Annotated in this window: 13 protein-coding genes; all 13 read left to right on the forward strand. The window is 51.5% G+C overall.

Features of this window, described 5'->3' with window-relative positions; genetic code table 11:
* Positions 1–78: 78 nt before the first annotated feature.
* The 13 genes from MKX63_RS07145 (at position 79) to MKX63_RS07205 (ending at position 11,964) form a co-directional block, all read left to right on the forward strand.
* Positions 79–519: a glycosyltransferase family A protein gene (locus tag MKX63_RS07145; RefSeq protein ID WP_341016199.1), complete on the forward strand. Its 441-nt coding sequence runs from the start codon at positions 79–81 to the stop codon at positions 517–519.
* Positions 520–977: 458 nt separating this feature from the next.
* Entirely contained in the window at positions 978–3,056 is a 2,079-nt protein-coding gene (locus MKX63_RS07150; RefSeq protein ID WP_341016200.1) for a helicase-related protein, read from the forward strand.
* 114 nt (positions 3,057–3,170) lie between these two features.
* Positions 3,171–4,052 carry a ComF family protein gene (locus tag MKX63_RS07155; protein ID WP_341016202.1) on the forward strand — a complete coding sequence of 294 codons (882 nt, stop codon included), beginning with the start codon at positions 3,171–3,173 and terminating at the stop codon, positions 4,050–4,052.
* Between the two features lie 141 nt (positions 4,053–4,193).
* Entirely contained in the window at positions 4,194–4,601 is a 408-nt protein-coding gene (locus tag MKX63_RS07160) for a TIGR03826 family flagellar region protein (protein WP_036694666.1), read from the forward strand.
* 105 nt (positions 4,602–4,706) lie between these two features.
* Positions 4,707–4,994 (forward strand): flagellar biosynthesis anti-sigma factor FlgM, encoded by a 288-nt coding sequence (gene flgM / locus MKX63_RS07165; protein ID WP_036694667.1) that lies wholly within the window; start codon positions 4,707–4,709, stop codon positions 4,992–4,994.
* A 12-nt stretch (positions 4,995–5,006) separates the two neighbouring features.
* Positions 5,007–5,507 (forward strand): flagellar protein FlgN, encoded by a 501-nt coding sequence (locus MKX63_RS07170; RefSeq protein WP_036694669.1) that lies wholly within the window; start codon positions 5,007–5,009, stop codon positions 5,505–5,507.
* Positions 5,508–5,564: 57 nt separating this feature from the next.
* Positions 5,565–7,160: a flagellar hook-associated protein FlgK gene (gene flgK / locus MKX63_RS07175; protein WP_341016205.1), complete on the forward strand. Its 1,596-nt coding sequence runs from the start codon at positions 5,565–5,567 to the stop codon at positions 7,158–7,160.
* A gap of 12 nt (positions 7,161–7,172) precedes the next feature.
* On the forward strand, positions 7,173–8,090 hold the full coding sequence (flgL, locus tag MKX63_RS07180) for a flagellar hook-associated protein FlgL (protein ID WP_341016206.1): 918 nt from the start codon (positions 7,173–7,175) through the stop codon (positions 8,088–8,090).
* A gap of 18 nt (positions 8,091–8,108) precedes the next feature.
* Positions 8,109–8,672: a DUF6470 family protein gene (locus MKX63_RS07185; RefSeq protein WP_341016207.1), complete on the forward strand. Its 564-nt coding sequence runs from the start codon at positions 8,109–8,111 to the stop codon at positions 8,670–8,672.
* 75 nt (positions 8,673–8,747) lie between these two features.
* Positions 8,748–9,203, forward strand: coding sequence for a flagellar assembly protein FliW (locus MKX63_RS07190; protein ID WP_341016208.1), 456 nt, complete (start codon positions 8,748–8,750; stop codon positions 9,201–9,203).
* A gap of 1 nt (position 9,204) precedes the next feature.
* Positions 9,205–9,441 (forward strand): carbon storage regulator CsrA, encoded by a 237-nt coding sequence (gene csrA / locus MKX63_RS07195; RefSeq protein ID WP_341016210.1) that lies wholly within the window; start codon positions 9,205–9,207, stop codon positions 9,439–9,441.
* Positions 9,442–9,684: 243 nt separating this feature from the next.
* Complete coding sequence (locus MKX63_RS07200) at positions 9,685–11,430, forward strand: flagellin N-terminal helical domain-containing protein (RefSeq protein ID WP_341016211.1); 1,746 nt, start codon at positions 9,685–9,687, stop codon at positions 11,428–11,430.
* 141 nt (positions 11,431–11,571) lie between these two features.
* On the forward strand, positions 11,572–11,964 hold the full coding sequence (locus MKX63_RS07205) for a flagellar protein FlaG (RefSeq protein ID WP_445323483.1): 393 nt from the start codon (positions 11,572–11,574) through the stop codon (positions 11,962–11,964).
* The last annotated feature ends 44 nt before the right edge of the window (positions 11,965–12,008 follow it).

Below are 12,008 nucleotides of genomic sequence, written 5' to 3' on the forward strand. Positions count from 1 at the left end.
GGGCTCCCGTACAAGTGGGCTGTCACCGTCCTTTTATCACCGGCATATAGTGTGGGTATAAGAGGGAGGTGCATCTTCATGATCGCCCAGTTAATCTGGATTATCGCTATTTATGCATCCGCAGCAGCCCTTGTTCAACTCCTGCATCATCGGGAAGAGACCCGGGCAGCAGCACGGACTGGTAAGCGGCTTCACTATATTCTGATTACCCGTAATCATGAGGCCGTGGTGGAGTGGTATCTCAGGGTCTTTGTAGTGCATGCTTACTGGATCGGCAAGCCCCTGCGGGTTACCTTGGTGGATGACGGTTCAGAGGACAGGACCATGGCGGTAGCCTCACGGATGGCTTATTACAACTCTTCTATTGAATTTGCGCCTGCGGTGCCGTTATACGGTCTCGCGGACAGGGATACACTCCAGGGGGTTACAGTGGATCTGCGGGTTCAGGAGCCGCTGCTGCCGCTGCGGATGATGCGGCTGCCGGGAAGCGGGAGCTCCCCATCCAAGCACGGCGAATGACAGCTGAATATGTAAGGTACGGGTGAAGCACACTCTCCAGGAATGGGGCGGTGTGCTTTTTGGCGTTTAGGAAATTATAGTTTCCGTCTGTTGTGGACAAGGTGTGCTCAAAGGCTGAATGTATGCGAAAAACCGAACAAAATTTAGTGATACAACGGTACATGGACCAATATATGCGGAAAACCGAATACAATCGGTCAGCACAAGGTGCATGGGCCAGATGTATGTGAAAAACCGAATACAATAGGCTAGTGCTACCGCAGTTGGACCAAATGTATGCGAAAAACTGAATACAATCGAAGTCAAAGTCTCTGTGCTACTTATGATTAACGCTGTTTGCCGCCAAAAAGCAGACAAGTGGAAGAGCGTGAAATATTACCTATACGTAAGCTTGAGGCACCATCGTTCACCCGCAGGGTGATTTGTTGTGTGCGTCAATAGATAAGGAGGCGATGGGATTGAAGGCGGCTGTGTATGTGGTGGAGCAGGGCGGAGGGTGGCAGGCCCGGATTTCGCTGAATTTGGCGGTGGATGAATCATGGTGGGCGGGTGAAGCGGAGGGGCTTGTGGGTTGGGAGGGGCGATGGGTAGACGGGGAGAACGAAGCGGCGGAGCGGAAGGGGCGATTGGCAGATCGTAAATTCCAGCAGGAATACCGGGTTGTTCTACTCTCACGGTCATTGCCGCTCGGCTGGGCGGTGAAGCTGGCAGCAGTCTGCAAGTTCACGGCCCCCATGCAGCGCTGGAAGGAGACGGACTGGGGGAGATATGCCGCAGCGCTCCTAAAGGCAGAGATTAAGGCGGAGCAGGCTGCTGGAGGTAGCCGGGGAGAGGGGGGGCCTTTTGAGGAGGCTAAGGTGTACAGGCTGCCGGAGGATAGGGGATGGAGCGGGTATGGGGTGGAGGGTGCCTGGGGGAACGAACAGGCGGATGGACAGGGGAATGTGAGGGAGAATTGGCAAGAGAACGAACAGGTCGGCGTGCAGGCGAGTACGAGGACAAAATTGCGAAGGAACGAACAGGAGAGCTTACGGAGGAGAGAAATGGCGGTACTTGCAGCGGGAGCAGACCGGCTGGTTGCGGCGCTGGACGGGCGTTCTCTGCTTCAGGGTGAAGCAGAGGCACTGGTGGCCGAGCAGCTCCCGGAGCTGGGGGAGAACTGGCGGGCTGCGGCGCAGCTCGCCTATCTCCAGGGACGGCTGCGCCTTACGGCCGCCGTCCAGGGCCCTGCGGGCACCGCGCGGCTAGGCCTGCGCCGCCGCGAAGTGCCGCGCTGCCTGCGCTGCGGCAGCGTACCCACGGGCCGCACGGCCTGCGCCGCGTGCGGCCTTGCCGGCTGCGCCTATTGCGAGGCCTGCCTCGCACTGGGGCGCAGCCGGGCTTGCGCGCTGCTGCTGCGCAGCGCACCGCTGCCTGCCGTGCGCTGCACGGCAGGCGTGTCCCCCACCGTAGCGGCGCGCCGGTGGGGGCTTAGCGCAGCGCAGGCGGCAGCCGCCGCCGCTGCGCTGGGGTTCCTGGCGGAGCCGCGCAGGCGCTCCGCCGGCCCGGACCCAGAGCGGTTCCTGCTCTGGGCAGTGACGGGAGCGGGGAAGACGGAGATGGTCTTCCCGCTCCTGGACGCGGCGCTCGCGGCCGGAGGCCGGGCGCTGATCGCCACGCCGCGGCGTGACGTCGTGCTGGAGCTTGCGCCGCGCCTGGCGAAGGCATTCCCGGCGGATGTTCCCGCCGTGCTGTACGGAGGCAGCGAGGACCGCTTACGCCGCAGCCGGATTACCTTGGCGACCACGCACCAGCTGCTGCGGTTTGGTCAGGCCTTCGATCTGGTCATCATCGATGAGATCGATGCGTTTCCCTATCACAACGACCCTATGCTGGACTATGCCGCAAGGCAGGTCTGCAAGCCCGGCGGGCGATTCATCCTTCTCTCCGCCACGCCGCCTGCGGAGCTGCAGCGTCTTGCCCGCTCCGGCAAATTACCGCATGCAAGGGTACCGGTCCGCTTTCACGGCCATCCCTTGCCGGTTCCGCGCCATATCCGCATGCAGCCGCTCTATCGCTGTCTGAGGCAGGGGAGACTTCCGGCAGGACTGCGTTCAGCGTTACAGCGGTCCCTTGACCGTAAGGCGCAGATTTTCCTCTTCGTCTCCCGGATTGCCCATATTGAGGGACTGCTGCAGCTGCTGCGGCGGATGTTCCCCGGGATTTCTATAGAGGGAACCTCCTCTCAAGACCCGGACAGGGCAGAGAAGGTGCTTAAGTTCAGGGAATGTACGATTTCCTTGCTGGTAACGACCACGATACTGGAGCGTGGGGTTACGGTACCGCATAGTGATGTGTTTATTCTGGATGCGGACAGCGGACTCTTTGATGAGGCAGCTTTGGTGCAGATGGCGGGCCGTGCGGGACGTTCCAAGGATGATCCGGCAGGCAACGTCATCTTCGCTTCCGCAGAGTGGAGCCGCTCGCAGCGCGCCGCCATATCACAGATCCGCAGTATGAACGCCATTGCCCGCAGACAAGGATATCTCAAGTCTTAATGATTTTGTGAGGAGTTCCTGGAAATAGCTGTGAAAGCCCAGCTCCCACAATTTGAGTTCTATACACTCTGTACTTTTAAACTCTGCACAATCTATTTTATTAGGAGGATTACAATGCGTCAGCTGACATCATGGATGAAGCAAGCCCGCTCCCTAATCGCACCTTCGCAGACGGAATGTCTGTTTTGCGGCCGCAGAGGCCGTCCTTCTCACGAATGGCCCGGTATCTGCGTACACTGCCAGAGCGGCATTCCATGGATTCGCGTTCCCCGGTGCCAGATCTGCGGAAGGCATGTGGGTTGTCCCGATTGCAGCCGCAGCAATGGACCCATACCAATCGTATGCAACCGGAGCACAGTAGCGTACACCAGTGATATGCGCGAAATACTAGGCCAGTATAAATACCGGGGGAATGAGCGGCTCGCGCCCGTACTCGGTCTGATGCTGGACAGGGCATACGCGCTTTTGCAACACGAACAGAGTGGACAACAACTGAACGGAGCGTCACAGAGCAACCTTTTTAGCAAACCATTCCCGATATTGCATTCAAAGCTTCGTATGCGTTCTAACCTGTGGCAGGCCGACTTGCTGGTCCCTGTACCTGTGAGCGCTGTCCGCCTGTCTGAGCGGGGCTTCAATCAGGCGGAGCGGCTGGCTGAAGTGGTATCTCTGCGTAGAGGAGTCCCCCAGCTTCCGCTGCTGGTCCGCACCCATCACACCGCCAAGCAGAGCTTCAAAAGCAGAAGGGAGCGGCTGGCCGATATGAAGCATGCTTTTGCCGGAAATACAGATCCGGTGGTTCTGCAAATTCTGAAGGAATACCTGCATTCCCGTATGACGCATCAGCTTGAACAGCGTCCCTTACGAATCATCATTGTCGATGATATCTACACTACGGGGAGTACGATTCGTGCCTGCGCCGGGGCGCTTCAGCAGCTCTGCCGCAGCCTGGATTGCACTGCCGAGATATACTCTCTGACCTGGGCCCGTTCCTAGCAGCTGCCGCCGCTCCGGAATTCAATAAAACCGCTTCCCTGACCGATACTAATCATAGACGGATCTTCGGCGATCATGTAATCTTAGTAGCATAAGCGATTCATGAGTTGTGCAGAATGATAGAAGGGAGCCGCGGTAGAAATGAATGTAGACAATTGTCCGAGATGCGGCCGGTTATATGTCAAGAACCTGATGAACCTGTGCCAGCCCTGCATCAAAGAGTTAGAGCATGAATATGAAATCTGTGTAGAATATTTGCGTAAAAATAGAGGCACCAACATACAGGAGCTGTCCGATGCCACCGATATTTCCATCAAGGAAATTACGCGTTTTATCCGGGAGGGCCGGATTTCCATCGCCAATGCACCTAATATGATGTATCCTTGCGAGGTATGCGGAACCCTGATCCGGGACGGGCATATGTGCGACAGCTGCCGCAGCCGTCTGACCAAGGATCTTGCGAATGCAGCCAAGGAAAGTGCAGACTCGAGCGCTTCCAAGAAGGCTCCAGATGGCGCTTACCGCGCAGTGGACAAGTTCCGCAACTAAACAATTCTGCAAAAAAACGCTTGCAGCTATAAAGAATGTTTCAACAGGGGCCGATAAACTTAGTAAAGATTATCGGCTTTTTTATTACAGAAGGAAGGTGAAGTTATGAAAATTAACGATGCCGGACGAATCAATGCGATTAATCCATACCAACGAAGTGCGGAATCGCAAAGGCAGGAACAGATGAAGAAAAGTACACGCAAGGATGAGGTATCGATTTCGGACGAAGCCATCAAGCTGCTTCAGGCACAGAAGAGCGGGAAGATTGACACTGAACGTGCGAACAAGATCGAGAGCCTGAAACAGCAAGTATCCGCAGGTACCTACCAGGTTGACGCAGCCAAGCTCGCCGAGACACTCGCCCCCTACTTTAAGCAATCCTCCGAGAATTAGGTGAACACACCCATGGCACTTACAACATTATTAGAATTGCTTGAGCGGCTGGACGAGGCGCATGTGCAGATGCTGGATCTGGCCGCAGTCAAGAAACAGACCATTATGGACAACAAGGTGGAGGGTCTTATTGATATCCTGAACCGTGAGTCCAAGCTGATGAAGGTGATCGGACAGCTGGAAGAACGGCGCGCAGAAGCAGCCTTCGAGTTTTTGCAGGGGGTTGGAATCCGTTCCAATCTGAATCTGAATCTTACCGAGCTGTCCCGCCTTGTATTTGATCCCGAAGACAAATCACGCCTGCTGCATATTCAGCAGAAGCTTTCCGGCACATTGCAGCAATTAAAAAAGGCCAATGAGCTGAATCAGAAGCTGATTGAGCAGTCGCTTACCTTTATAGATTATTCCCTGGATTTGCTTGTCGGAAGACCAAATCAGGAAATGACGTACCATCATCCGTCCGACAAGGGCAGCAGTGTAACTCGGCCGGGTCTTTTTGATGCCCGTGGATAATCAGGTTATCCGCTGAGCTGCGCCCACCGCAGCAATCACAAGGGAGGAACACGCAGTATGACATCTACATTCCACTCCATCGAGACCGCAAGACGAAGCCTGTTTACCCAGACAGCGGCGCTCAACACCACCGGCCACAACATTGCCAACGCCAACACAGAGGGCTATACCCGCCAGCGTGTGAATATGAAGGCAGCCATCCCGATTGAAGCCTATGGCATGAATAACTCGACGATGCCAGGGCAGCTGGGGACCGGGGTTGAATTCAGTTCCATCGAGCGGATTCGGGAGATGTTCCTGGACGATCAGTTTCGTGGAGAGAACTCGGCAAGCGGGAACTGGAGCATTCAGTCGGATACCTTAGATAAGCTGGAAGCGATCGTGAATGAGCCTTCAGATACCGGTGTCCGTATCGTGCTGGATAACTTCTGGAAATCCTGGTCGGACCTCAGTAAGAACCCGGAAGATCCCACAGCCCGCAAGATCGTCGTGCAGACGGCCCAGGCCCTCACGGATGCCATGAACTATATGAGTACACAGCTCAGCAATCTGGACCGCGATCTAAGCACCAATATTGATGTCAAAGGCAAAGAGATCCAGAGCTACCTCAGCTCTATCGCTGACCTCAATCAATCCATCTCCAAGATAGAAGGCATGGGCGACAAAGCCAATGATCTGCGCGACCAGCGCGATCTGTTGACGGACAAGCTGTCCAAGATTGCCAATATCACCATTCTGGATACAGATGCCGGATATAACATCTCACTGGGTACACAGCCCTTGGTTCAAGGAGCAACCGTAACTGCGGCCGTAGACAGTACGTTTCTTAATACCGCCTTCGCCTCCGGGGATTTGAAGGCCGGTGAAGCTTATGGGATGCTTTTCTCCAAAAACACCTATGTAGCAGATTACAGGAAGCAGCTCGACGCGATGGCCAATACCATTGCCAATGGTGAAGTGCAGGTGACCATACCGGCAGGCTCTAACCTGCCAGCAGGAACCACTGTGCTCAAGGATTCAGAGATTATTAATGCTGATGGCACCAAAACAACACTAACAGCAGGAAGCGCGGTACCTAACCCGTTGCCGGGTGATCTAAGAACAACAGTCAAAGGTCTGAATGGACTCCATCAGCTGGGGTACGCATTAAATGGGACTTCGGGCCGGCCGTTCTTCACCTCAGCGGTAGCCGGAGAAGCGATCACTGCTGCCAATCTCAAGCTGAATCCGGAAATCGCTGCTGATCCCACGCTGTTTGCTACTTCCTTGCGTACTACTACAGACACCTCAGGCAATATATCCGTAGTAAAAGGAAATAACACCCTGGCGCTGCTGTTCAGCAACATGAAGGATAACAATACGTTTGCTACAGCGGACGGCACCAAGACCGGTACGGTTGGATCATATCTCAGCTCCATGGTTGGACAATTGGGTATCCAGTCTCAAGAAGCCACACGCCAGGCGAGTAACGCCGATTATCTGGTGGAGCAAGTCAATTCCCGACGCCAATCCGTAAGCGGTGTGTCGCTGGATGAGGAAATGTCCAATATGCTGGTGTTCCAGCACGCTTACAGTGCTGCTGCACGTTTCATGACCACCTATGATGAACTGCTTGATAAATTGATTAATTCTACCGGCACAGTCGGAAGATAAGGAGGCCATACCATGATCAGAGTCACCTCCAATATGATGAGCTCACAGCTGCTGCTTAACTTGAACCGCAATGCACGTACCATGAACGAGACCCAGCTCCAGCTGGCCAGCGGCCGCAAAATCAACAAGCCCTCCGACGACCCGGTAGGCATCACCTATTCCCTCCGCTACCGCGCCGAGCTGTCCTCTAACGAGCAGTACACGAAGAACGTGGACAGCGCGCTGTCCTGGCTGGATTATAATGATACGGTATTGGGCCAGGCTGGGGATGTAATTCAACGGTTGCGGGATCTGACTGTACAAGCTTCTACTGGCAGTAATCCGCAGTCCGCTCTGGACAGTATTAATGAAGAAGTGATGCAGCTCAAAGAACAGCTGGTCGATATAGCGAACAGTAAGCTGAACGGAAAGTACATTTTCAATGGTGAGCAGTATACTACCAAGCCTTATGATTTTGCCAAGGGAGCCGATGGCACCTATGACACCTCAAAGGAGGTTACAACGGACGCCGGGCAAATTCAGTACATTGTCGGCGAAGGGGTTCAAATGCCGATCAATTTAACCGGAAATTCGGTATTTGGTAATACTGGTGAATCAGATAATATTTTCTCATTAATTAATAATCTTTCATCTGCTTTGAAGGCCGGTAACATTACAGGTATTTCCAGCCAGCTTGATAAAATCGATACCCGCACCGAGACGATTCTATCCGCACGTTCTGAGGTCGGAGCCAAGACTAACCGCGTGGAGCTGATGCAGGACCGCTTAAGCGATCTGAACATTAACTTAACGGATCTTCAGGCTAAGACAGAGGATGCTGATTATGAAGGGCTGATCATGCAGTCCAAGATCCAAGAGAATATTTATAATGCCTCGCTGTCTGTAGGAGCGAAGATTATCTCTACAACGCTTGTAGACTTTATCCGATAACGGAGGTGGTTTTTGTTGATGCAGCCTATTTTGCAAATTCGACAGACACCTGCGCGGATCGGTATTGATGCGGATCTTGGGTCATTCTCTATCACTCAACCGAAGGCAGACGTCAGCATCACGACAACACCCGGTGAGCTAAGCGTTCAATCCACGCCTCCAGAGCTTATTATTGACCAGACCAGGGCACGCGCCGCTTATAATGGTGGCAGTGTGCTGGATATGAACCGTAGAATCTACTCGGGAATTCAGCAGTTGTATCTTCAGGCCATTGCCCGTAGAGTGGAGCAAGGCACGCGCATGGCTGAGTTTTTCAAGCCCGGTAACAGCATTGCTGAGATTTACGGAACAGATACCGAGCCGAATTCCTTTCCCGAGCCTTGTGGCCCGGCGTCATATGATAATGTGGACTTACGTTACGAAGCAAGAGCGCCGGAGATTAATTTCAGACCCGCGACAGTGGATATTCAGGTGGAAAGACACCGCCCGGAGACGGAATATACACGCGGCAAGCTTGATATTTATATGCAGCAATATGCTTCCGTGCAGTTTATTCCGCCGGAATTGAATGTGCAAATGTAATGTAATAAGCTATGGATGTGCTCTGGGCACTTCTATAGCTTTTCTGTTATCTAACAACAGTCAGATTGATAAGGAGTGAATAACTTGATTATAGAAACGCTATCTATGGGTACACTTGAAGTTAGGGAGGATCAGGTGTTCCACTTCGCCAAAGGAATTCCAGGGTTTGATGAAGAAGCAGACTTTGCGCTTGTGGCTCTGGAAGAGTCTCCGTTTTGGGTCTTACAATCCGTTAAGGAGCGAGGTCATTCGTTTTTGCTTGCTGATCCTTTTACATTCTATCCTTCTTATGAATTTGAACTTCCGGATGATGAAGCAGAAGAACTGGGTATTGAGTCGGATGTGCTTGTCCGCTGTATTGTTACGCTGAAGGAACAAGTAGAAGCCTCAACCATTAATTTGTTAGCACCCATTATTTTCAATCCCAATGGATTGACCGGAAAGCAGATTGTAATACACCGCACCTCATATCATACGAAGCACAGTCTGCTGCAAGAGCAGTTAGTGGCTGATGGAAAGGATGGGGGTTAACATGCTCGTACTGTCCCGCAAAAAAGGGGAGACCATCGTCATCCAGGATCAGATTGAACTGACGATTCTGAGCGTAGACGGCGACACCGTAAAAGTAGGGATCTCCGCACCGAAACATGTGGATATCTTCCGCAAAGAAGTCTACCTATCGATACAGGAATCGAACCGTGAGTCCGTAGCGCCACAAACTTCAGACTTGAACGCCTTGATACACCGTCTTCGAGGATCGAATTCTTAAGTGTAGTTTTTAAGAGTATAAAAGATGATTTATGAACCTGAGTCTGCTTAAGTGGCTCGGGTTTTTTTGTGATCATAGTAAAGAATTAAAAAAATAATAAAAAAAGAAAAAAAGATCTAAACAGTTAGGGGCAAGCCGTCGATATATGTATTAGGCATTGAGCCGGCAGGGCGGCCGACCTTAATGGTTCAGTGCTTACCACAAGGATGTGGAACTAACTCAATTTCAGGGAGGAAATATCAAATGATTATTAACCACAACGTACCGGCGTTGAATACTCACCGCCAATTGTCCATTAACACTGCCAACACGAACAAAAATATTGAGAAGCTGTCTTCCGGTCTTCGCATCAACCGTGCCGGTGACGATGCTGCCGGTCTGGCAATCTCCGAAAAAATGCGCGGTCAAATCCGCGGTTTGGATCAGGCTTCCCGTAATGCTCAAGACGGTATCTCCTTGATTCAGACAGCTGAAGGTGCTCTGAACGAAACTCACTCCATCCTGCAACGTCAACGCGAAATCGCCAACCAATCCGCGAACGGAACCAACACTGATTCCGACCGTCAAGCGCTGCAAGATGAAATGAACGCTCTGACTTCCGAAATCAACCGTATCGGTAATACAACTGAGTTCAATACTCAGAAATTGCTGCAGGGTGATGGAAAATCGAACCTTACAGGTACAGGTGGAATTACTGCTGGAACATTACTCAATGGCTCCGAAAGAACTACAGTTGAAGCAACTTCTACAACAGCAATCACAACAGGTGCTACAACAGCTGGTGATTCAATTACTTTTAAAGTTCAAGGTGTTGATTTGACTATTACTGCAGCTGCCAATGATACAACAAAAGCAGATTTCGCGGTATCTTCTGTAACTGGAACATCTGCAGCAGTTAACCTCTCTGCTACTGGCGCTAATAATACTGCAGCAAACGAGAGTGGTGCAATTCGTGATGCATTGCAAAAAATGATTGATGCAAATGATACCCTTAAAGGTCAGTATACTGTTTCAGGAACTGGTACAAACGTTACTCTTACAGCTGTTAAAGGTGGAACGTTTGAAGGGGCAGCTGGAAACTTAGGTATTACCACAGAAACTGGTGCTTTTGTTATCACACCACCTGCAGCAGTATTAGGTACAACTAATGCAGCAGTAGCAGCGACAAAATCTATTGATTTTGATACTATCCTAACTGGAACTGCTGCTAATATGAATACTCAATTACAAAAGCTTGTTGGTACTGGATTTACAGTAAATGACAAACAGATCGAGTTTTATGATTCGAGTAAAGGTGCGTATACTGGAAATGCGATAGGAGTTGCTATCGATACCGCTCTAGCAGAAGCAACAAATACAAACAAAGCGGATGCATTGGTTAAGGCCATTGCTGATACTGTGGGTCAAAAAATTGAAGGTGTTACAATTACTGCGAATGCTAACAACCTTGTGATAACTGCATCTACAGCAGGTGATGCTGGTGAAAAGATTGCTTTCTCGGATGGCGGCGTTCAAAAGGCATTCGAAACTTCCTTCCAAATCGGTGCTAACACTGGTCAATCCATGAGCCTGTCGATCAACGACATGCGTTCCAAAGCTCTGGGTATCACTGGTAAAGCCGGCGATGCTGGCTTCACAGCTGCTAACACAGTAACTGACGGAACTAACGATGTGAAGGGCGAAGCTGCTCTGAACATTGCTACTAAAGAAGGCGCAGCTGCTGCTATCGCAATTCTGGATAAAGCTACTGCAACTGTATCCAGCGAACGCTCTAAATTGGGTGCGACTCAGAACCGTCTGGAACACACCATCAACAACTTGGGAACAGCTTCCGAGAACCTGACTGCAGCTGAATCCCGTATCCGTGACGTTGACATGGCTAAGGAAATGATGCAACAGACTAAGAACAACATCCTTGCACAGGCTGCACAAGCTATGTTGGCTCAAGCTAACCAACAGCCACAGGGCGTTCTGCAATTGCTTCGTTAATTTATATTCGCTTCACCTTAGGCTCCGGGGAATCCCCCGGGGCTTTTTTTATTTTTGCTTGACTGCAACAAAATCCTAAATTATCCCTCAAACTAACCGATATATAAAGTATAAAATGAGTGTTGGTGGAGGTCGGGGTTAATGAATGTACAGTTTTCGCTAACTGCTAGTACGACAGCAAGTGGACAGGGTAAGCCAGAGGCAGTACCATCCAGTAGTATTTCAGCAGTGCCTGTGGATCAAGCATCGGGCATCCGGGATTTTAAGGATATGAGCCTGAAGGAGAAACAGGGAGCGAGTGTGTCAGTAGGTGAGGAACAGTTAATCCGCACCATAGAACGGGCAGTGAAATCATTGCAGGGCCCCCAGACCACGCTGGAGATCAGCATCCACGAGAAGACACATGATATTATGGTGAAGGTTCTTAACAAAGATACCGGTGAGTTAATACGTGAAGTTCCCCGGGAGAAGACTCTGGATCTAGTGGCGAATATGATGGAACTTGCAGGTATTCTTATAGACGAGAAGATTTAATAGAGGGAGGTGCTGTTTTGGTTACTCGGGTCAATGGATTCTCA

It is taken from the genome of Paenibacillus sp. FSL R7-0179 (genome assembly GCF_038002265.1).
In the GTDB taxonomy this organism is placed as follows: domain Bacteria; phylum Bacillota; class Bacilli; order Paenibacillales; family Paenibacillaceae; genus Paenibacillus_AQ.